At 58.3% G+C, this 20,446-nt stretch carries 18 protein-coding genes; 10 read left to right on the top strand and 8 right to left on the bottom strand.

Features of this window, described 5'->3' with window-relative positions:
• Nucleotides 1-12: 12 nt before the first annotated feature.
• Both gltX and ACR0L9_RS14435 read right to left on the bottom strand, forming a co-directional pair.
• Entirely contained in the window at nucleotides 13-1,338 is a 1,326-nt protein-coding gene (gene gltX / locus ACR0L9_RS14430; RefSeq protein ID WP_170612951.1) for a glutamate--tRNA ligase, read from the bottom strand.
• A gap of 60 nt (nucleotides 1,339-1,398) precedes the next feature.
• On the bottom strand, nucleotides 1,399-1,737 hold the full coding sequence (locus ACR0L9_RS14435) for a DUF1801 domain-containing protein (protein WP_480895939.1): 339 nt from the start codon (nucleotides 1,735-1,737) through the stop codon (nucleotides 1,399-1,401).
• A gap of 212 nt (nucleotides 1,738-1,949) precedes the next feature.
• Between ACR0L9_RS14435 and ACR0L9_RS14440 the strand changes: the two genes are divergently transcribed.
• Nucleotides 1,950-2,882 carry an MBL fold metallo-hydrolase gene (locus ACR0L9_RS14440; RefSeq protein WP_480895940.1) on the top strand — a complete coding sequence of 311 codons (933 nt, stop codon included), beginning with the start codon at nucleotides 1,950-1,952 and terminating at the stop codon, nucleotides 2,880-2,882.
• A gap of 3 nt (nucleotides 2,883-2,885) precedes the next feature.
• Here ACR0L9_RS14440 and ACR0L9_RS14445 read toward each other — a convergent pair whose 3' ends face one another.
• The 3 genes from ACR0L9_RS14445 to ACR0L9_RS14455 all read right to left on the bottom strand — a co-directional run bounded on the left by ACR0L9_RS14445 (nucleotide 2,886) and on the right by ACR0L9_RS14455 (nucleotide 6,585).
• The gene (locus ACR0L9_RS14445; RefSeq protein WP_480895942.1) at nucleotides 2,886-4,217 is read right to left on the bottom strand and encodes an NAD(P)/FAD-dependent oxidoreductase; all 1,332 of its coding nucleotides are present in this window, start codon (nucleotides 4,215-4,217) and stop codon (nucleotides 2,886-2,888) included.
• Nucleotides 4,218-4,366: 149 nt separating this feature from the next.
• Nucleotides 4,367-4,708, bottom strand: a complete 342-nt coding sequence (locus ACR0L9_RS14450; protein WP_170395910.1) for a hypothetical protein — start codon at nucleotides 4,706-4,708, stop codon at nucleotides 4,367-4,369.
• 218 nt (nucleotides 4,709-4,926) lie between these two features.
• On the bottom strand, nucleotides 4,927-6,585 hold the full coding sequence (locus ACR0L9_RS14455) for an NAD+ synthase (RefSeq protein WP_480895943.1): 1,659 nt from the start codon (nucleotides 6,583-6,585) through the stop codon (nucleotides 4,927-4,929).
• Nucleotides 6,586-6,726: 141 nt separating this feature from the next.
• Here ACR0L9_RS14455 and ACR0L9_RS14460 point away from each other — a divergent pair, with 141 nt between their 5' ends.
• Nucleotides 6,727-8,232 (top strand): MORN repeat-containing protein, encoded by a 1,506-nt coding sequence (locus tag ACR0L9_RS14460; RefSeq protein ID WP_480895944.1) that lies wholly within the window; start codon nucleotides 6,727-6,729, stop codon nucleotides 8,230-8,232.
• A gap of 7 nt (nucleotides 8,233-8,239) precedes the next feature.
• On the opposite strand, the gene ACR0L9_RS14465 is transcribed toward ACR0L9_RS14460, so the two are convergent.
• On the bottom strand, nucleotides 8,240-8,905 hold the full coding sequence (locus tag ACR0L9_RS14465; RefSeq protein ID WP_480895945.1) for an SDR family NAD(P)-dependent oxidoreductase: 666 nt from the start codon (nucleotides 8,903-8,905) through the stop codon (nucleotides 8,240-8,242).
• On the opposite strand from ACR0L9_RS14465, the gene ACR0L9_RS14470 reads away from it, so the two are divergent.
• Entirely contained in the window at nucleotides 8,886-9,101 is a 216-nt protein-coding gene (locus ACR0L9_RS14470; protein WP_480895946.1) for a hypothetical protein, read from the top strand. The two genes, ACR0L9_RS14465 and ACR0L9_RS14470, sit on opposite strands and share 20 nt — an antisense overlap.
• Before the next feature lie 80 nt (nucleotides 9,102-9,181).
• The gene (locus ACR0L9_RS14475; protein WP_170395900.1) at nucleotides 9,182-10,753 is read left to right on the top strand and encodes a 2-isopropylmalate synthase; all 1,572 of its coding nucleotides are present in this window, start codon (nucleotides 9,182-9,184) and stop codon (nucleotides 10,751-10,753) included.
• A gap of 172 nt (nucleotides 10,754-10,925) precedes the next feature.
• Here the strand turns inward: ACR0L9_RS14475 and ACR0L9_RS14480 are convergent, their stop codons facing one another.
• Nucleotides 10,926-11,711: a 23S rRNA (adenine(2030)-N(6))-methyltransferase RlmJ gene (locus tag ACR0L9_RS14480; RefSeq protein WP_170423791.1), complete on the bottom strand. Its 786-nt coding sequence runs from the start codon at nucleotides 11,709-11,711 to the stop codon at nucleotides 10,926-10,928.
• Nucleotides 11,712-11,865: 154 nt separating this feature from the next.
• Here ACR0L9_RS14480 and ACR0L9_RS14485 point away from each other — a divergent pair, with 154 nt between their 5' ends.
• Genes ACR0L9_RS14485 through ACR0L9_RS14510 form a run of 6 tightly spaced genes read left to right on the top strand, consistent with a single transcriptional unit; the run spans nucleotide 11,866 to nucleotide 18,425 of the window.
• Entirely contained in the window at nucleotides 11,866-12,912 is a 1,047-nt protein-coding gene (locus ACR0L9_RS14485; RefSeq protein ID WP_039523195.1) for a rod shape-determining protein, read from the top strand.
• 56 nt (nucleotides 12,913-12,968) lie between these two features.
• Nucleotides 12,969-13,871 carry a rod shape-determining protein MreC gene (mreC, locus tag ACR0L9_RS14490; RefSeq protein WP_480895947.1) on the top strand — a complete coding sequence of 301 codons (903 nt, stop codon included), beginning with the start codon at nucleotides 12,969-12,971 and terminating at the stop codon, nucleotides 13,869-13,871.
• The gene (locus tag ACR0L9_RS14495) at nucleotides 13,861-14,400 is read left to right on the top strand and encodes a rod shape-determining protein MreD (protein ID WP_480895948.1); all 540 of its coding nucleotides are present in this window, start codon (nucleotides 13,861-13,863) and stop codon (nucleotides 14,398-14,400) included. The genes mreC and ACR0L9_RS14495 overlap by 11 nt, the downstream gene beginning before the upstream one ends.
• Nucleotides 14,397-16,346 (top strand): penicillin-binding protein 2, encoded by a 1,950-nt coding sequence (gene mrdA / locus ACR0L9_RS14500; RefSeq protein ID WP_170512994.1) that lies wholly within the window; start codon nucleotides 14,397-14,399, stop codon nucleotides 16,344-16,346. Before ACR0L9_RS14495 ends, mrdA begins: the two co-directional genes overlap by 4 nt.
• Complete coding sequence (gene rodA, locus ACR0L9_RS14505) at nucleotides 16,343-17,482, top strand: rod shape-determining protein RodA (RefSeq protein WP_170395892.1); 1,140 nt, start codon at nucleotides 16,343-16,345, stop codon at nucleotides 17,480-17,482. Before mrdA ends, rodA begins: the two co-directional genes overlap by 4 nt.
• 10 nt (nucleotides 17,483-17,492) lie before the next feature.
• Complete coding sequence (locus tag ACR0L9_RS14510; protein ID WP_480736981.1) at nucleotides 17,493-18,425, top strand: 2-hydroxyacid dehydrogenase; 933 nt, start codon at nucleotides 17,493-17,495, stop codon at nucleotides 18,423-18,425.
• Here the strand turns inward: ACR0L9_RS14510 and ACR0L9_RS14515 are convergent.
• Nucleotides 18,422-20,437 carry a M3 family metallopeptidase gene (locus ACR0L9_RS14515; protein ID WP_480895949.1) on the bottom strand — a complete coding sequence of 672 codons (2,016 nt, stop codon included), beginning with the start codon at nucleotides 20,435-20,437 and terminating at the stop codon, nucleotides 18,422-18,424. The genes ACR0L9_RS14510 and ACR0L9_RS14515 overlap by 4 nt on opposite strands.
• Nucleotides 20,438-20,446: the final 9 nt, after the last annotated feature.

A 20,446-nucleotide genomic window follows, 5' to 3' on the forward strand; every position in this document is an offset into this window, starting at 1 on the left:
CTGACCCTGAAGTCAGCCGCGAGCGCGGATCACCTGCAACAGCGGCAGCAAGGTCGCCATTTCGGGCCCGCGCTCCATCCCCGTTAGCGCTTTGCGCAGCGGCATGAACAGGCCTTTGCCCTTGCGGCCTGTGGCCTCTTTCACGGCCTTGGTCCATATGCCCCAAGTTTCCCCATCGAATGGGCCTTCGGGCAGCAATGAGACAGCCTGAGCGATGAACTCACGGTCCTCGTCAGCGATCAGGGGTTCGGCCCCATCACGACACAATTCCCACCATCCCTCGAGATCGCTCAGCGTCGTGATGTTTTCGCGCGCCATGGTCCAGAAAGGCTCGGCCAGTTCAGCAGGTACACCTGCTTTAGCAACGGCATCGGCCACATCGGCCAGCGGTAGCGATTGCAGGTGCTTCGCGGTCAGCGGGAACAGGTCCTGCACGTCGAACTTGGTTGGGGCCGCACCGAAGCGTGTAACATCAAAGCCGTCGATCAACTCTGACATATCCGAGCGCAACTCAACCGGATCTGACGACCCCAGACGCGCCATCAGGCTCAGTAAGGCCATTGGCTGCACGCCCTGCTCTCGCAGATCGCGCAAGGCCAGAGTGCCCAAGCGTTTCGACAACGCCTCTCCCTGCGGGCCAGTCAGCAACGAGTGGTGCGCAAAACGCGGACAGGTCCCGCCCAAGGCCTCGATGATCTGAATCTGCGTTGCGGTGTTGGTGACATGGTCCGAGCCGCGCACGACATCGGTTACGCCCATTTCGGTGTCATCGACCACAGAGGCAATCGTGTAGAGAACCTGACCATCTCCTCGGATCAGCACCGGATCAGAGACCGAGGCCGCATCAATCGAGATATCGCCCAGAATGCCATCGTTCCATTCGATCCGCTCGTGGTTCAGCTTGAACCGCCAGACGCCGTTGCCGCGTTCGGCACGCAGGGCTTCTTTCTCGGCATCCGACAGATTCAACGCCGCACGATCATAGACCGGCGGCTTGCCCATGTTCAGCTGTTTCTTGCGCTTCAGGTCCAGCTCGGTCGGCGTTTCGAACGCCTCATAAAACCGGCCCATCTCGCGCAGCTTGTCGGCGGCCTCGGCGTAGCGGTCCAGACGCTCCGACTGTCGCTCAACCCGGTCCCAATGCAGGCCCAACCACTCCAGATCCTGCTTGATAGCGTCGACATATTCTTCCTTCGACCGCTCAGGATCGGTGTCATCGATACGCAAGATGAACGTACCGCCGGCTTTGCGGGCGATCAAATAGTTCATCAGGGCGGTGCGCAGGTTGCCCACATGGATGTAACCGGTGGGCGACGGGGCAAAACGGGTCGTGGTCATGGAAGTCTCCTGTTGGCGCGGCTCATCTCACATGGGCGCGTTTTTGTCCAGAAGAGGCTTTCAGGTTGGTTCAACCGGCCAAATGCCATCTAAGCGTTCGAGCCCGGCTTTGTTGAGTTCACGAAGCACGTCGAGATCGATATCCGGTAGCTTATTCATATAGAGGCAGGATTTACCCAGCTTGTGCTTGCCCAGTCTTGATAAGACATCTCCGAAGTCAGCATACCCGGGCATGATATAGATGGAATGCGCCGCCTTGCGCGGAGAGAACCCAGTTGCGAGAAAGTCGCCCTCGCGCCCTGACGCATAGCGATAGTGATATCGACCATAGCCAATGATCGACGGCCCCCACATTACTGGCGCATAACCTGTGGTTTCACGAAACAGCCTGTCCAGCACGTGCGCCTCCTCCGCCTTGCGGGTCGGCTGAATACTCGCCAGAAAATCAGCAACGTTTTGCTCGGTGGGTACGGTTTTATTCGCAGATCGCGGCATGAACAAAAATTAACACGTAATGTTCAACCACGCAGCCCATATAACAGTGCCATAGTATGGCCACAGGCCCAGACTGACCTAATTCAGTCAAACATGCTCTGACAGGGAGAACGACCATGACCATCAGATTGACTCGCCGGGCGGCGCTTGGAACGGTTGCGGCTCTGCCGCTTGCGGCAGCTACTTCGCCTGTTCTGGCCGCGGGTACCGAGACCAAAGCCAACTCTACAATAGCAAAATCGTTTCAACTGGGCGATTTCACCGTCACCACCTTGTTGGATGGCAGCCTGCCTCGTGATGGTGCGCAAGACATTTTCGGCGGCGGCGCCTCGGATGAAGATTTCGCCCGTGTATCGGCTGACAACTTCATCTCGCCAGATGTTGCACAGTTCTTCTTCACACCAACGCTGGTTAATACGGGGTCCGAGATGATCCTGTTTGATACTGGGCTTGGCCAAGGTGGAATTCAGGCCGCGTTGGCCGACGCCGGCGTAACGCCTGATCAGATCGATGTGGTGGTCATTACCCACATGCATCCCGATCATATCGGTGGTATGATAACCAATGATGCCGCGACTTTTGCCAATGCGCGTTATGTAACAGCAGCACCCGAATACGACTTTTGGTCAGCGCAAGACGCGGGCAACCGAGTGGGTGATATGGTTGCAGCCAAAGTCACCCCGATGGCAGAGAAGATGACCTTTATCGGGGATGGTGGTGAAGTCACATCCGGCGTCACCGGTATGGCAGCGTTTGGTCATACTCCGGGCCATATGGTCTATCACCTAGAAAGTAACGGTCAGCGTCTGGTCCTGACGGCGGATCTTGCAAATCACTATGTCTGGTCATTTGCACATCCTGAATGGGAAGTGCGATTCGACATGGACAAAGCCGCTGCAACGGAATCGCGCCGGAATGTGCTGGGCATGTTGGCTGCGGACAAAGTGCCTATGATCGGCTATCACATGCCTTTCCCGGCCGCTGGGTATGTCGAATCCCGTGGCGACGGGTTCCGGTTCGTGCCGGTCAGCTATCAAATGATGGGTTAGAGGCTAAAAACCAGCATCCGGCCGCACTTTTGACCCATCCGTGAAACGGGACAGGCGAAAGGCGGTCGGATCAACGCAAGGCGTGCTTTCCGTAACAAGGTCCGCCACTAATCGACCGGCGGCAGGACCGATGCCAAAACCGTGGCCAGAGAAACCGGTCGCAATATGCAGGCCCTGCACCGCGTCCACTTTCGAGATGACCGGGATCGCATCCGGGGTCACATCGATCAGGCCGGCCCAGCTTTGCACGATCTCCGCACTATCAAGCGCAGGCAACGCCTTGCGGGCGTTGGCCCACGCTCTTCGCAACACTTTCTGGGAAGGTTCCGGGTCGAGTACTCGGCAATGTTCAAACGGTGTCACATCGGTCGGCAGCCAGCTTCGGTCTTCATTCGCCTCGACCATCCAGCGTCTCGAAAGGCGAAACCTTAAGGACCGCCACTCTTGCCGGAATGCGGGCAGAAACTGCAACCCGAGTCGGAAACTGTCAGGAACGATATCCACTGTATTCTCGTGACCCGAAGCTATGGTGTATCCCCCGTCCGAGCGCTTTCGAATGGCAAAATCATCACTCCAAAGCGACACCTCTGGCCCTGCTGCAACCGGAGAGGTCCGCATGACCGTATTGAGCACTTTGAGCTGTGGCAGAGCGATTCCCGCGTTCCCCGCAAACAGCCGAGACCAGGCTCCGCCTGCAAGTACGACTTGACTACACCTTACGCGGCCGCGTTCGGTGAAAACACCTGCGATCCGGCCCGCAGCAACATCGACACTTCGCACCGCGCATTGCGTCATGATCGCGGCACCACGGTCGCGCGCCGCCTCGGCGATTGCGGGGGCCGCCCATTGCGGCTCGGCGCGCCCGTCCTGCGGCAGGTAAAGCGCTGAGCGCAGTTTCATACTGTTATCCGACAGCAACCCGTCCAGTTCAGGGCCGGATACCATGCGAGCACCTGTTTGCAGCCCTTCAACATGGTCCAGCCATCGCGTCAGGTTTTCATCGTCTCGTGCGCCAGATGCGCCAAACACGATTCCTGATTGAACATAGCCTGTGGCGCGTCCCAATCGCGCATCCAGCCCTTGCCAGATTCTAAGCGCCTCTTGCATCAGGGGGATCTCGCGCGGATCACGTGTCCCAAGGCGCACCCAGCCCCAATTGCGCGAGCTTTGCTCGCCCGCAATCCGGCCCTTCTCGCACAACAGAACGGAAACACCTCGCTCAGCAAGCTCGAAGGCTGCCGAAGCCCCGATGATTCCACCACCTATGACGACAACATCTACGTGCTTGGGAAGTGTGAGATCAGATTCGACGGGTGTCGGTGTGGGGCCTGGCATTAACCGCTCGGTGCTCGTTCATCGGAGCGACATCCAGCCTGAAGGCGATTTCACTGGCAATGTAGAAAACGGTTGGTCCCGGGCAATTGCCGGAACCTGTGGCCAATTGGCCAATGCGCGGCGAATTACGCCGCGCAGATGCGTTCAGATTACGCCGCCCCGGAAAGTTGCGCCCATTTCTGGCGCAGTACAGTGCTGAGCTTGGGATCGGACTTTGATGCAAGCGATTCCTGTGGCTGCAACACCGGAAATTCCGATCGCAACGGAACCGGGCCTGCCACCGCGCCGGGCGTCGGCTCTTCCTGGCTCATAATGTCTGCAATCGCAGCATCCAGCGCCTGTTCATCCAACTTGCGCGGCGCTGATTCCATAGGCTTCAACTGCAACGGAGAATGAAGCGGCTTATCGTATCCATTCGTCATTTGACCACCAATACCTTTACTGACATCCCAAACACGGATGCCTTTTCCCAGTTCCACAATCCCGGTCATCGGCTCTGAAAATGGCAGGCCAACCTACCGGATTGCGTCACATCCGCCCCATATGAGGCAGACCCCTGTCGTAAATGTGGCAAAAAAAGGACGCGCGTACAAGCGAAACATAGTCTTTTCATCGCACAACTGGCTGAAATGGATAAACAAACTGCCGCAGAAATCCGCATTACCATGCACTTTCGAAACAATGGTAAATTCTTCAATCAGAGCGGTGCTTACGTTCTATCCCGCCAGCGATTTACAATCGGATAGCGGCGATCCAGCCAGAAGGCCCGCGGTGTCAACCGTGTGCCAGGCGCGGACTGGAAGCGCTTGTATTCACTAATGTAAATCAGATGTTCGACCCGCCGGGCCTCGGCCTCGTCAAATCCGGCTGCAACGCAGTCGGCGATTGAGCCATCCTGATCCACCAAAATATCAAGAATCGCATCGAGAACGGGGTAGTCCGGCAGGCTGTCGCTGTCTTTCTGGTCTTCACGCAATTCAGCACTTGGCGGCTTGTCGATCACCGAAGGGCGTATGACCTCACCCTCGGGACCCATCATCCAGTCGCGATGATTGGCGTTGCGCCAGCGGCAGGTCTCGAACACGCGAGTTTTGTACAGATCTTTGATCGGGTTATAGCCACCGTTCATGTCACCATAGATAGTGGCGTAGCCAACTGCGACCTCGGACTTGTTGCCGGTGGTCAGCAGCATCTCGCCAAACTTGTTCGAAATCGCCATTAGCAGAAGACCGCGCAGGCGAGACTGGACATTTTCTTCGGTCAGGTCCTCATTCAGCCCCGCAAAAAGCGGAGCCAAAGTGTTGGTTACCGCTGCGCGTCCCTCAGAGATCGGCACAAAGTCGTAGTGCACGCCCAGCGCCTTGGCGACGGCTTCGGCATCATCCAAAGAACTTCGGCTTGTATATTCCGAAGGCAGCATTACGCAGCGTACATTTTCCGCCCCGATGGCATCCACGGCTATTGCGGCCACCAGCGCCGAGTCGACACCACCCGACAACCCCAGCACAGCTTTGCCAAACCCCGTCTTGCCCATGTAATCGCTCAGAGATTGCACCATCGCGCGATAGTCCTGCTCCCATTCGTCGGGTTGCGGCACGACTTCACCAGCCACAATACGCCATCCGTCATCTTGGCGCGACAGATCGATATGGCTGACGGCCTCATCGAAGACGGGCATGCGGAACGCAAGCTCTCCACCCGGGTTCAATCCAAACGTAGCACCGTCGAAAACCTGATCATCCTGCCCGCCGACCATGTTCAGGTAGATTACCGGCAGACCCGTTTCGACCGTGCGAGCCACCATGTGGTTCAACCGGATATCGTATTTGTTTCGAAAATAGGGCGAGCCGTTGGGGATCAGCAGAAACTCGGCCCCGGTTTCTTCCAGTGTCTCGGCGACATCCTCGTGCCAGCCATCCTCGCAAATCGGGCTACCGATACGAACATTTCCAACCGCATAAGGGCCGCCCATAGGACCCGCATCATAAAGGCGTACTTCATCAAAGACGGTTTCATTGGGCAAATGATGTTTAAGAACTTTGCTGACAATCCGCCCACCTTTAAGGATCAGGTAGGCGTTATAAAGCTTCCCATCTTCAACCCAAGGACCGCCGATGGCCAACGCCGGGCCGCCGGCACAGTCTTCAGCCAACGCCTGCACCGCATTCATCGCGGCCCGATGAAACGCGGGCTTCATCACCAGATCCTGGGTATTGTAGCCGGTTATGAACATCTCGGGCAGCGCCACAAGATCGGCCTGCGCCGCGCGCCCTTGCTGCCAGGCTGCAGCAGCCTTGGCGGCATTACCGTCGATATCCCCAACCGTTGGGTTCAATTGCGCCAGAGTGATGCGGAAACGATCGGCCATTTTTGCCCTCTTGCCCTCATGTCTTTCAGGGATTTAGCAGATCACACCGCGAGTGAAAGGCAAATGCGCCAAAAGCCGTTGCTCTGCCCTCGGCGGTATCTTAGTTTTGCGCCAACACAAACACCGCAGGCAGGTACAAAAATGAAAGCGATCCGCACATCCCTTACCGCTGCAACGCTTACAATGCTGGCGTCTTTTGCGATCGCCCAACAGGACGGTCAGATTGTCATCGCTGATGATGATGTCGGAGGTGTTTACGAGGGCACGTTCGAAAACGGGCTGCGCCATGGCACCGGCACTTACCGCCTGCCGAACGGTTTTGAATATTCCGGTCAATGGGTCGAGGGCGAGATTCAAGGGCAAGGCACCGCGCGCTACGCCAATGGCTCTGTCTATGAAGGGACATTCACCAAGGGCCAACCAGAAGGGCGCGGCAAAATCGTCTATTCTGATGGCCAGTCCTACGAGGGCGAGTGGGCCAACGGCACGATAAACGGTACCGGTATCGCGACATATTCCAACGGCTCAAAATACGAGGGCGGCTTCAAGGACGCCAGATATCACGGTCACGGAGTGCTGACCGGCCCGGATGGCTCGGTTTATGAGGGCGACTGGGTAAACGGCCAGAAAACCGGCAGCGCCAAGATCACCTACGCCGATGGAAGTACCTATGAGGGCGGCTTGAATGGCGGGCAACGGCATGGTCAGGGCAGTCAGGTCTGGGTCGACGGCATGACTTATGCTGGGTCCTGGGCCAACGACCAGATGGCCGGAACAGGCCGTTTGGTTCAACCAAACGGAGATGTCTACGAAGGCGAAATGGTCGAAAATCGCCGACAGGGCAAAGGCAAGTCCATATACGCCAACGGTGCGACCTATGAAGGCGACTATTCTGACGACCAGCGCCATGGTCAGGGCACCTACAAGGGCAGCGACGGGTTTGCGTACACAGGTGCCTGGCAAAAGGGCCAGATTGAGGGCCTGGGCGAGATGCTCTATCCCGATGGTTCGGTCTATATCGGCGACTTTCTGGATGACCTGCCTCATGGCAAGGGGCAAACGACATACCCCGACGGATCAGTTTACGACGGCAACTGGATCGCCGGGATTTTTGAGGGCACCGGCACGGCAACCTATCCCAACGGAACGGCTTATACGGGCCAGTTCAAAAACGCCCGCTTCGACGGCAAAGGTATTCTGACCTTTGCAAATGGCTATCGCTATGATGGCGATTGGGTAGACGGCGTCCGACAGGGGAAGGGCAAGGCTACGTTTCCGGACGGGATCATTTACGAAGGCGATTTTCTGAATGGCAAGCGTCACGGCAAGGGAACACTGACCCGACCGGGCGGATACAGCTACACAGGCGACTGGGCCGACGGCAAGATCACTGGCTTTGGAACCGCCACCTATGAGACCGGGGATGTCTATGAGGGCAATTTCCTGGAAAACAAACGCCATGGTGACGGCACGATGCGTTTCGCGGGCGGCGAGGTTGAGACCGGCGTCTGGGAAAATGACACGCTGGCGACCGAAACAGAGACTGCCCCCGAAACCCCCGCTGCGGGTGCTGAAACCACTGAGCCAGACTCTAGCCCCGACGCGCCCGCCCCTGACGCGACAGACCCGGATATAAACGACGGCTAAATCAGCCCTACCAAGGCACGCGCTTGCCAGCCCAATCGTAAAAACTGCCCGAGTCAGCGGGGGTGAGTCCATTGATGACGGACAGCAGATTGGCTGCGGCCTCATTGGGTTCAACAGCCGGGTGGCGGGCAAGGTACTTTTCGGTAAAGGCCGTTTTGACTGTTCCGGGGTGCAAAGCGACACATATGGCCTGTTTGTGCGTGCGCGCCAATTCGATGGCAGCCGTATGTACTATCTGATTCACAGCCGCCTTGGCCGCACGATAACTGACCCACCCACCCAGCCGGTTGTCCCCGATTGAACCAACCCGGGCCGACAGCACGGCGATCACCGATCTGCGGTCGCGTGGCAGCAGGCGGTGCACGTGCTTCAACACCAAGGCCGGGCCAACTGCGTTCAGTGCAAACTGGTCCATCATCGCCTTCGCGGACAAGGCGCGCATAGATTTTTCCGGACCCATACCGTTAATCTCAAGCGCCCCTGAGGCCACCATGATCAGATCAAACGGATCAGAAAGGGACGCCAGCATACGCTCTGCGCCATCCGGGTCGGTCAGGTCAAACCCATCCGTTGATCTGGCCAGTCGGGTGACTTTGACACCATCCGTTGTCAGGTGATCGTTCAAAGCGCGCCCGATACCGCCAGAAGCTCCGATGATTAATGCTGTTTTCATGCTCGAGAAGTTAGCCGAAAGCTTCATCTCTTCAACTCCACCGTCATTTTTGATCCCCCGTAAATTTCCCGCTTTTCATTCGCCGCGCGCCCTGTATAAGCTGATCCCCATGATCAACCGCGCAGATATCGCTTTTGCAAACGCCGCACTCAGCGGCGCGTTGCTGCGTGGTCTACTGATCCTAATCCGCCTCTGAGCGTGCCATCCGGCGCGCCCGCTCAGAGGAGGACGCCCGCGCGCCAAGAGGCTTTAGGACAGAAGAAGAAAGAGAACCCCATGACAAACGTGACCGACCAAGACCGCGTCGTGATCTTCGACACCACCTTGCGCGACGGCGAGCAGAGCCCCGGCGCGACCATGACCCACAACGAAAAGCTCGAAATTGCCGAGCTTCTGGATGAGATGGGCGTCGACATCATCGAAGCCGGATTCCCCATTGCATCGGAAGGCGACTTCAAAGCGGTGTCCGAGATTGCCGAGCGGTCGAAGAACAGCCGCATCTGTGGTCTGGCCCGCGCCAATTTCGCCGATATCGACCGATGTTGGGAGGCGGTGAAACACGCCGAGAAGAACCGGATCCACACCTTTATCGGAACCTCTCCGCTGCACCGGGCGATACCAAATCTGACGCAAGACGAGATGGCCGACAAGATCCACGAAACGGTCAGCCACGCGCGCAACCTTTGCGAAAACGTGCAGTGGTCGCCGATGGATGCGACCCGGACCGAATGGGATTATCTGTGCCGTGTGATCGAGATTGCGATCAAGGCTGGCGCAACCACGATCAATATCCCCGATACTGTCGGTTATACTGCCCCGGTCGAGTCTGCAGATCTGATCAAGCGCCTGATCGAGACGGTTCCCGGCGCGGATGAGGTAATCTTTGCCACCCACTGCCACAACGACCTTGGCATGGCGACAGCGAACTCTCTGGCAGCGGTCGCAGGTGGTGCGCGTCAGATCGAATGCACCATAAACGGGTTGGGTGAACGCGCAGGCAACACCGCTCTGGAAGAAGTTGTGATGGCGTTGCGCACACGCAACGACATCATGCCGTGGCATACTGGCATCGACACCACCAAGATCATGCATATTTCGCGACGGGTCGCGACCGTGGCCGGATTTCCGGTGCAGTTCAACAAGGCCATTGTCGGCAAGAACGCTTTTGCCCATGAAAGCGGCATCCATCAGGATGGCATGCTGAAGAACCGCGAAAACTTCGAGATCATGCGCCCTGAAGACATTGGGCTCTCTGGCACCTCTTTGCCGCTGGGCAAGCATTCGGGCCGCGCTGCGCTGCGCGATAAGCTCGAAACGCTGGGGTATGAGGTTGGTGACAACCAGCTCAAAGACATTTTTGTGCGCTTCAAGGATCTGGCCGACCGCAAGAAAGAAGTCTTTGACGATGACCTCATCGCGTTAATGAGCGTCGACGACGAAGCGGACGATCACCTGCAACTGGTGTCGATGAAAGTGACCTGCGGTACCGGAGGTCAGGCCGAAGCGACGGTCGAGCTGGAAGTAGAGGGTGCAGACAGGATCGCCACGGAAAACGGTGACGGCCCAGTCGACGCAACCTTCCGGGCGATCCGGGCGATCTATCCCAACACTGCGCGGCTGCAACTGTATCAGGTGCATGCGGTAACCGAAGGCACCGACGCGCAAGCCACGGTTTCGGTCCGTCTTGAAGAGGATGGTATGATCGCCACCGGTCAGTCTGCAAATACCGATACGGTGGTTGCGTCGGCCAAAGCCTATATCCACGCGCTGAACCGCCTGATCATGCGTCGTGAAAAGGCCGGTCCGGGGGCAGATACACGCGAGATCAGCTACAAAGACCTGACCTGATCGAAGGGTAAGGCGAATGGCTCCCGCGCCCGCTGCGGCCCGGCTTTGCCGACCCTTCTTGGGTTTTGGGTCCGGCAGTGCGCCACTGGCGCGCTGCCGGGCCCAACGCGTTTGACGGCATCTTTGATGCAGGCAAACGGAGCGGGAGCTTTCCCTGTGTAATTCTTGCTTTTCAAAGCTGAGCGAACAGCTCCGACAAGCGGCGCGTTTCGTCTTCGATCCCGAAGGGTGCATTCAACATGAACATACCTGATCCGACCATGCGATGACCTTCCCGCGCCGGAGGGAACGTGACCTCATGGCAAATCGTTTTGGGATATCCAGCGGATTTCAGAGACGAAATCATAGCCTTGTGACGTGCATCCGTCAGGATTGGATACCAAAGTGCGATCACTCCCACATTCCATTTGCGGTGCAGCTTCGCGATCACCCCAGGCAAACGGTCATACTCGGCTTTCACTTCATAACTGGGATCGATCAGCATCATGCCCCGCCTCGGGGTCGGAGGCAGCAATGATTGGGCCAACTCAATCCCATCCTGCCGATAGACCTTCGCCCCGAAAGGCGACAGCGCCAGTGAAAGTGCCGTATGTTCCTGCGGATGCAGCTCGGCGAAATGCAGGCTATCCTGTTTTCGCAACAGGTTGGCCGCAATCAGAGGTGAACCGGGATACGCTTGCACGCCGTGACTGGCCTGTATGGTATCCAGCACCCGCGCCATTGGATGATCGGAATCAAACCAACCTTCGCGCCTGACGCGCCCGATCCCGGCGACAGCTTCACCCGTTCGAACCGCCTCAGCCGCGTCAAGGTGATATAGTCCACGCCCGGAGTGCGTTTCGATATAGCTGAGGGGTTTGTCCTTTTGGGTCAAATAACGCAGCGTCCACGCCAATAAAGCGTGCTTTTGCACATCAGCCAGATTTCCAGCGTGGTAAATGTGTTGATATGAGAGCATTATGCCTTCTAAAGTCCCCATCAATAAGGCGGAAAGGTGCTGATTGTCGCGGAATCAGCCCTTTAACCGGGCGAGTTGGCACCCTATAAGGCATCCGTCCCGGAACCGTCGAGTCGCGGGCAGTGGAAATTCTGACAAACGGGATCAGGGAAATATGGGCATCTTTGGCAATCTGGGCGGCCTGTTCACAGCGGACATGGCTATCGACCTTGGGACAGCAAACACGCTGGTTTATGTCAAAGGGCGCGGTGTCATCCTGTCGGAACCGTCTGTTGTGGCCTATCACGTCAAGGATGGCGTCAAGAAGGTGCTGGCCGTTGGCGAAGATGCCAAACTGATGCTGGGCCGGACGCCCGGTTCGATCGAGGCGATCCGCCCGATGCGTGAAGGCGTCATCGCTGATTTCGACACCGCCGAAGAGATGATCAAGCATTTCATCCGCAAGGTGCATAAACGCTCGACCTTCTCGAAACCCAAGATCATCGTCTGTGTCCCCCACGGTGCAACCCCGGTTGAAAAACGCGCAATTCGCCAATCGGTTCTGTCTGCAGGCGCGCGCCGCGCGGGCCTGATTGCCGAACCAATTGCGGCTGCGATTGGCGCGGGGATGCCGATAACCGATCCGACCGGCAACATGGTTGTCGATATCGGCGGCGGTACCACCGAGGTCGCGGTTCTGTCGCTGGGCGATATCGTCTATGCCCGCTCGGTCCGCGTTGGTGGCGACCGGATGGATGAGGCGATCATCTCGTACCTGCGGCGTCAACAGAACCTGCTGGTGGGTGAATCAACTGCGGAACGGATCAAGACCACCATCGGTACCGCACGGATGCCAGACGACGGGCGTGGCCAGTCGATGCATATTCGCGGGCGCGACTTGTTGAATGGTGTACCGAAGGAAATCGAGATCAGTCAGGCTCAGGTGGCCGAAGCGCTGTCTGAACCCGTGCAGCAGATTTGCGAGGCGGTGATGACCGCGCTGGAAACCACGCCGCCCGATCTGGCGGCGGACATCGTGGACCGGGGCGTGATGCTGACCGGTGGCGGTGCGCTGCTGGGTGATCTGGATCTGGCGCTGCGCGAGCAAACCGGTTTGGCAGTTTCTATTGCTGATGAAAGCCTGAATTGTGTGGCTTTGGGCACGGGCAAAGCACTCGAATACGAAAAACAACTGCGCCACGCGATTGACTACGAAAGCTAAGGCGCGCACCCTGATGGGGTGAAAACTCGGGCACGAGCAGCACGGGAAGGTAACCTGTGGCAAAGGACCGATCACAGCGCGATGAATACACGACACCTCTGCGTCGACTGTTGCTGGGGATTGTTGTACTGTGCCTGCTTGGTATCTTTCTGGTCTGGCGCATCGACAGCCCGCGCGTCGAAAGGTTCCGCGCACAGGTGGTGGACAAGGTTGTCCCCTCGATGGAGTGGGCAATGGTCCCGGTCACTGCGCTGGTGAACCTGTCTCGTGATTTCCAAAGCTATCAGCGGCTCAGCGAGCAGAACCAGGAATTGCGCAGCGAGCTGCGCCTGATGCGCGCCTGGAAAGAGGCCGCGCTGCAGCTGGAACAGGAAAACGCCCGCCTGCTGGACCTTAACAATGTTCGGCTCGATCCGCGCCTGACCTATGTCACCGGGGTGGTGATGGCGGATAGCGGCTCACCCTTTCGGCAATCTGTGCTGCTGAACGTGGGGGAGCGTGACGGGATCGTGGATGGTTGGGCAACGATGGACGGGATCGGAGTGGTCGGGCGCATATCGGGTGTTGGCCCGGATACCGCGCGCGTGATCCTGATGACCGATGCCTCAAGCGCGATCCCGGCGACGATCCAGCCTTCGGGGCAGACGGCGCTGATCGCAGGTGACAATACTTCGGCCCCTGCAGTGGAGTTTCTGGAAAACCGGGAACTCGTGCGACCGGGCGACCGGGTCGTTACATCAGGCGATGGTGGCGTGTTCCCCGGTGGCTTGCTGATCGGTCAAATCACGGTTGATCCCGGTGGCAGGTTGCGCGTGCGGCTGTCGGCAGATTTCGAGCGGCTCGAGTTTCTGCGCGTACTACGCTATCAGTCGGCCCCACCAATCACGGAATCCGGTGATATCGTCGGCCCCCGTCTACCCGAAGCATCCTTGACCCCATCCGAGGTCAATGATGGATAGGTCGGTCTCATATCTTTGGGCCAAGCGCGGTCTCTATGTCGCTCTGGCGGTATTTGTGGTGTTTCTGCACCTGTTGCCGCTGGATACAAAACCTGATCGCCTGCCCTTTCCTGACACACTGATCGCTCTTACCTACGCATGGGTGCTGCGGCGGCCGGAATATATTCCGATCCTGATCATTGCCATCGTCATGTTCATGGCCGATCTGCTTTTGCAACGCCCACCGGGGTTGCTTGCTGCGTTGGTGGTTCTGGGTGCAGCCTATCTGCATTCCGCTGCGGCTGGCATGAGAGACAGTGGGTTTGTGGGCGAATGGGCAACCGTCGGGGCAGTGATCACGGTTGTGTTTGTGCTCAATCGACTCATTCTTGCTATCCTCTCGGTGCAACAGGCAACTCTGGGACCGGTAGTGGTGCAAGTTATTCTGACAATCGCAATCTATCCTGTGATGGTTTTGATGAGCCAAACTGTGTTTGGCGTAAGGCGCAAATCTGTTGCCGACAGTACGATGCCACGGGTGCGGCCATGAAGCAGCGCAAACCAAAGCCCAAGGGCCTTGCTTACAAACGTTTGCCGCGCCGCGCCTTGATCCTCGGTGGGCTACAAGCGGCCTTTATCGGGGGGCTGGCAGCCCGGATGCGGTTCATGCAGGTGGATCAAGCGGATGAATACCGTCTGCTGGCCGAAGAAAACCGGATCAACATCCGTCTGATCCCACCAACCCGGGGCCGGATATATGACCGAAACGGGCAGATCATAGGATTAAACTCTCAGTCCTATCGCATCGTCATCGTGCGCGAGGATGCAGGCGATATCGACAAGGTCATCGCCAAGCTTTCGGAACTGATCCCGTTGACCGGGGACGAAATCGAGCGTGCCAAAACCGAAATGCGCCGATCGGCCCCGTTTCTGCCGGTCACGCTGGCCGATCAAGTAACGTGGGAGGATATCTCGAAAGTCGCGGTCAATGCCCCCGCACTGCCTGGTGTCACGCCCGAGGTCGGCATGACACGCCAGTATCCGCGCTATGAAGATTTCGCCCATGTGGTCGGCTATGTCGGCCCGGTCAGCGACTATGATCTGAGCCAGATTGAAGACCCCGAGCCGGTACTGCGCATCCCACGGTTCCAGATCGGCAAGGTCGGGCTGGAAGCCAAGCAAGAGATCACCTTGCGCGGCAAGGCCGGGGCCAAGCGGGTTGAGGTCAACGCCACAGGCCGGGTGATGCGCGAGCTGGACCGCCAGGTCGGCGAAGCCGGGGCAGATTTGCAATTGTCAGTCGACGCCAATCTGCAGCAATACGCGCAGGCGCGATTGGCTGGGGAAAGCGCCGCTGCGGTCGTGATCGATTGCGAAACCGGCGACATCCGCGCCATCAGCTCGGCCCCCAGCTTCGATCCGAACCTGTTCGTGCGTGGGATCTCGGTGGCGGACTACCAGATGCTGACGCAGGACAAGTATCGCCCGCTTGCCAATAAGACAGTACAGGGCACCTACCCTCCTGGATCGACTTTCAAAATGATCACCGCCATGGCTGCGCTCGAAGCCGGGGTGATCAGCCCTTCCAGCACGGTGTACTGTCCGGGTCACATGAAAGTGGGCAGCCGCCGCTTTCACTGCTGGAAACGCGGCGGGCACGGGACGGTCGACCTTGAAACTTCGCTGAAGCGCAGTTGCGACGTCTACTATTACGACGTGGCAATACGTGTCGGGATCGACAGGATTTCCGAGATGGCACGCACCTTCGGACTGGGTATCAAACATGACATTCCGATGTCTGCCGTTGCTGCCGGGCTTGCCCCCAATCAGGAATGGAAGCAGCGGGTTCACGGACAGGACTGGCTGGTGGGTGACACTGCAAACGCTTCGATCGGTCAGGGGTTCATGCTTGCCTCACCGCTTCAATTGGCCGTGATGACGGCGCGTTTGGCGACAGGTCGCGCCGTGCAACCACGCCTTGTTCGATCAATCAATGGGGTTGAGCAGCCCTCGGGCGCGGGTGAGCCGCTGCAGGTGAACCGTAACAACCTTGAGCAAGTGCGCAAAGCCATGTTCACAGTCTCGAATAACAGGCGTGGCACCGCGTATCGCAGTCGCATCATCGCCGATGAGTTCCGCATGGCAGGCAAAACCGGCACCAGTCAGGTGCGCAATATTACCAAGGCAGAACGCGCCGCAGGTGTGATCCGAAACGAAGACCTGCCATGGGAGCGTCGAGACCATGCCCTGTTCGTCAGCTTCGCCCCCTATGACAATCCGAAATACGCTGTGGCTGTGGTGGTGGAACACGGCGGCGGCGGCTCCAAAGCCGCGGCGCCAGTGGCGCGCGATATCATGCTGCAGGCACTCTACGATGGCACGCCACCGCTCGAGGCGTATCCGGCCGGAGACCGAGAGCGCATCAAAGAACAACAGAAACGGCTGGAGGGTGACCGTCGCCCCAAAGCGCGTCCTGACGAGAAGGACCGCGCATGAGCTATCTTGAATATGCCGTCAAATCCACGCCGTCGGGGTTTCGCAAGTTCCTTTATATGAACTGGCCGCTCACCCTATTGCTGATCAGCGTGGCAAGCGCGGGATTCCTGATGCTCTACTCGGTCGCGGGTGGATCCTGGATGCCGTGGGCGGAACCGCAAATGGAACGGTTCGGTCTGGGCTTGGCAGCCATGTTTATCATTGCGCTGGTGCCCATCTGGTTCTGGCGGAACATGTCGGTTGTAGCCTATCTGGGCGCGATCGGTCTACTGATCGTGGTCGAACTGTTTGGAACGATCGGCATGGGGGCGCAGCGCTGGATTGATCTGGGCTTCATGCGGCTGCAACCCTCAGAAGTAATGAAAGTGGCGTTGGTGATGGTGCTGGCCGCTTATTACGACTGGCTTCCGGCGCACAAAACCTCGCGCCCGCTCTGGGTGATTATCCCGGTCATTCTGATCCTGATCCCGACATTCATGGTGCTGCGCCAGCCCGACTTAGGCACATCGATCCTGTTATTGGCTGCTGGTGGTGGTCTGATGTTCCTTGCCGGGGTGCATTGGGCCTATTTCGCTGCCGTGATTGCAGCGGGGGTTGGCCTGATTGCTGCGGTGTTCAACAGCCGAGGGACTGAATGGCAGTTGCTCAAAGATTACCAGTTCCGACGCATCGATACGTTTCTGGATCCTTCAACCGATCCGTTGGGAGCGGGATATCACATCACGCAATCGAAGATCGCTCTGGGTTCGGGGGGCTGGAATGGGCGCGGTTTCATGCAGGGAACGCAATCACGTCTTAACTTCCTGCCCGAAAAACACACCGATTTCATCTTCACCACCTTGGCCGAAGAGTTCGGCTTTGTCGGCGGCATCACACTGTTGATCCTTTACGGTCTGATCCTGATCTTCTGCATGGTCACGGCGCTGTCGACCAAGGATCGTTTCTCGTCTCTGGTGACACTTGGGATCGCGCTGAATTTCTTCCTGTTCTTTGCCGTCAATATGTCGATGGTGATGGGGCTGGCCCCAGTGGTCGGAGTACCCCTGCCGATGGTCAGTTATGGCGGCTCGGCCATGCTGGTCCTGATGGCCGCCTTTGGCATCGTTCAAAGCGCCCATATACATCGTCCCCGCTGAAAGGTTTCCCATGCCTGTGAATGTCCTGTTTTCCGCGCGCCCTGAGTTGTGGCCCGAGTATGAAGCTCTGATGCATCAATACTTGTCGGACGCAGGGCTAGATTTTCATCTGGCCACGGACATCCCTGCAGATCAGGTCGACTACATCGTTTACGCCCCGAACGGAGGGGTACAGGATTTCACCCCCTTTACACGGCTCAAGGCGGTGCTGAGCCTCTGGGCTGGGGTTGAGAAAATCTCGGGCAATGAAACCTTGACCGTTCCGCTGGCGCGTATGGTTGACGGGGGGTTAACGCAAGGCATGACGGAATGGGTGGTGGGCCATGTGCTGCGCTATCACCTTGGGATGGACCAACACATTACGCTACAGGATGGGGTCTGGACACCTGATGCGCCACCACTGGCCCAGCAACGCACCGTCTGCATCTTGGGTTTGGGCGCATTGGGTGAAGCATCGGCCCACGCGTTGGCAGCGTTGAATTTCCATGTCATCGGTTGGAGCCGTACCGCCAAGACTATTCCCGGCGTGACCTGTCTGCATGGTAAGAACGGGCTGCGCGATGCACTGTCCCAGGCCGAGATAGTGGTTTTGCTGCTGCCAGATACTCCGGCGACCGAAAACACGCTCAACGCCGAAACACTGGCGCTGTTGCCGGAAGGGGCCAAGATCATCAATCCGGGTCGCGGGCCGCTTATCGATGATGAAGCCCTGCTGGCCGCGCTGAATTCAGGGCAGGTCGGGCACGCCACGCTGGATGTCTTCCGCACCGAACCCCTGCCGACCGAACATCCCTATTGGGCACATCCCAATGTGACGGTGACGCCGCATATCGCCTCGGAAACCAGACCTGTTACCGCAGCTCAGGTGATCTGCGAGAACATTCGCCGAGGTGAAGCGGGTGAACCCTTTCTCCACCTCGTCGACCGAAAGCTTGGGTACTAGGCCGCGATCAGCCCGCGGCCTTTCAGCAAGGCTTCGACGCCAGGCAGACGTCCACGGAAGGCCAGATACAGCTCTTCCGCCTCGCGGGATCCGCCAGTTGAAAGGATGTGTTCCTCCAGTGCCTTGGCGCGTTCGGGATCAAACGCACCGCCCGCTTCTTCAAAGGCAGCAAAGGCGTCGGCATCCATGACTTCGGACCACATATAACTGTAATAGCCCGAGCTATAACCGTCGCCCGCAAAGACATGGGCGAAATGCGGGGTGGCGTGGCGCATTCCAATGGCCCGAGGCATGCCGATTTCGGCCAGCACCTCGGCCTGTTTCTCCATCGGATCAGCGGGGGCAGCCCCCTCATGAAACGCCAGATCGACCAGGGCCGAGGCGACATATTCCACCGTCTGGAACCCCTGATCGAAATTGGCGGCCTGTAGCACCTTCTGCAACATCTCCTGCGGCATCGGTGCGCCGGTTTCGGCGTGAGTAGCGAACTCAGCCAATACCTCGGGCACTTCCAGCCAGTGTTCGTAAAGCTGGCTGGGCAGTTCAACGAAATCACGCGCCACCGAGGTGCCCGAGATACTCTCATAGGTCACATTGGACAGCATCTGGTGCAGGGCATGGCCGAACTCGTGAAACAACGTTCGGGCGTCATCATAGGACAAAAGCGCTGGTTCACCTTTGGCAAAGTTACAGACGTTGATCACGACCGGAGCCTGTTCTTTCGGGTATTTCGCCTGCCCGCGCATTGCGCTGCACCATGCACCCGACCGTTTCGATCCGCGCGCAAAGTAGTCACCGATGAACACCGCAATATGCTGCCCTTCACGGGTCACCTCCCATGCACGGCAATCGGGATGATAGAGCGGCACATCAAGCGGCGCGAACTCCAGCCCGAACAGCCGTGTGGCGCAGGCGAAAGAAGCCTCGATCATCCGGTCCAGTTGCAGGTACGGCTTCAGCGCCGCTTCATCGAGATCATGTTCGGCCTTGCGGCGTTTCTCGGCATAGTAGCGCCAATCCCACGCCTCCAGCGGGCCATTTACGCCATCCTCTTGCATCATTGCCGTCAGCACCTCAGCATCTGCGTCGGCGCGGGATTTGGCGGGCTCCCACACATCCAGCAGCAGCTCTCGCACGCGATCTGGTGTGCGGGCCATCTCGGTCTCAAGCTTGTAGGCGGCGAAGCTGGCATACCCCAGCAGCTTGGCGCGTTCTTCGCGCAGGCGCAGGATGTCCGCCGCAATCTCGCGGTTGTCGGTCTCACCTCCATTTGCCCCCCGTGCAGTCCACGCGCGATAAGCCTTTGCACGCAAATCCCGGCGGGGCAAGAATTGCAGAAAGGGCACGATAATCGACCGAGAAAGGGTTACCACCGGGCCATCCGCTCCCTTTTCCTGACCCGCTGCGCGCGCTGCATCGATAACAAAATCCGGCAAGCCTTGCAGGTCTTCTTCGGTCAAATCCATGAACCAGTCGCGTTCATCCGCCAGCAAGTTCTGCGTGAAGGACGTGCCCAGAGACGCCAAACGGGCCTTGATCTCTTGCATTCTCGCATCGTCGGCGCCGGTCAACGCCGCCCCCGCCCGCATGAACCCGCGATGAGACAGCATCAAAACGCGCGCCTGTTCATCGGTCAGGTCTAGATTATCGCGCCGGTCCCATAAATCCGCCACGCGCTTAAACAGTGCTTTGTTTGATGAGATGCGCGAGTAGTGTGCCGCCAGCTTGGGCGAAAATTCGCGTTGCAGTTCTTCACGCTTGGGGTTGCTGTCCGCACCTGCAACGGTGAAAAAGACCGACAGAACCTTATCCAACTGCTCGCCTGCAGCCTCCAGCGCTTCGATCGTATTGGCGAATGTGGGCGTGTCCGGACTCGCTGCTATCGCCTCAATCTCGGCATCATGTGCGTGCATCGCCTGATCCAGCGCAGGGGCAAAGTCATCATCCGTGATCGTTGCAAAGGGCGCGATTTCGAAGGGCGTGTTCCAGTCGGACAGGATCGGGTTGGTCATTGAGGTCTC

The sequence above is a fragment of the Ruegeria sp. I3 genome (assembly GCF_056532525.1).

Coding starts and splice junctions, on each gene's coding strand:
- ACR0L9_RS14495 (WP_480895948.1), top strand. CDS start 13,861: ATGATGGATAGGTCGGTCTCATATCTTTGGGCCAAGCGCGGTCTCTAT.
- ACR0L9_RS14460 (WP_480895944.1), top strand. CDS start 6,727: ATGAAAGCGATCCGCACATCCCTTACCGCTGCAACGCTTACAATGCTG.
- mrdA (WP_170512994.1), top strand. CDS start 14,397: ATGAAGCAGCGCAAACCAAAGCCCAAGGGCCTTGCTTACAAACGTTTG.
- ACR0L9_RS14485 (WP_039523195.1), top strand. CDS start 11,866: ATGGGCATCTTTGGCAATCTGGGCGGCCTGTTCACAGCGGACATGGCT.
- ACR0L9_RS14455 (WP_480895943.1), bottom strand. CDS start 6,585: ATGGCCGATCGTTTCCGCATCACTCTGGCGCAATTGAACCCAACGGTT.
- ACR0L9_RS14510 (WP_480736981.1), top strand. CDS start 17,493: ATGCCTGTGAATGTCCTGTTTTCCGCGCGCCCTGAGTTGTGGCCCGAG.
- ACR0L9_RS14480 (WP_170423791.1), bottom strand. CDS start 11,711: ATGCTCTCATATCAACACATTTACCACGCTGGAAATCTGGCTGATGTG.
- rodA (WP_170395892.1), top strand. CDS start 16,343: ATGAGCTATCTTGAATATGCCGTCAAATCCACGCCGTCGGGGTTTCGC.
- ACR0L9_RS14475 (WP_170395900.1), top strand. CDS start 9,182: ATGACAAACGTGACCGACCAAGACCGCGTCGTGATCTTCGACACCACC.
- ACR0L9_RS14450 (WP_170395910.1), bottom strand. CDS start 4,708: ATGACCGGGATTGTGGAACTGGGAAAAGGCATCCGTGTTTGGGATGTC.
- ACR0L9_RS14515 (WP_480895949.1), bottom strand. CDS start 20,437: ATGACCAACCCGATCCTGTCCGACTGGAACACGCCCTTCGAAATCGCG.
- ACR0L9_RS14445 (WP_480895942.1), bottom strand. CDS start 4,217: ATGCCAGGCCCCACACCGACACCCGTCGAATCTGATCTCACACTTCCC.
- ACR0L9_RS14470 (WP_480895946.1), top strand. CDS start 8,886: ATGATTAATGCTGTTTTCATGCTCGAGAAGTTAGCCGAAAGCTTCATC.
- ACR0L9_RS14465 (WP_480895945.1), bottom strand. CDS start 8,905: ATGAAAACAGCATTAATCATCGGAGCTTCTGGCGGTATCGGGCGCGCT.
- ACR0L9_RS14440 (WP_480895940.1), top strand. CDS start 1,950: ATGACCATCAGATTGACTCGCCGGGCGGCGCTTGGAACGGTTGCGGCT.
- gltX (WP_170612951.1), bottom strand. CDS start 1,338: ATGACCACGACCCGTTTTGCCCCGTCGCCCACCGGTTACATCCATGTG.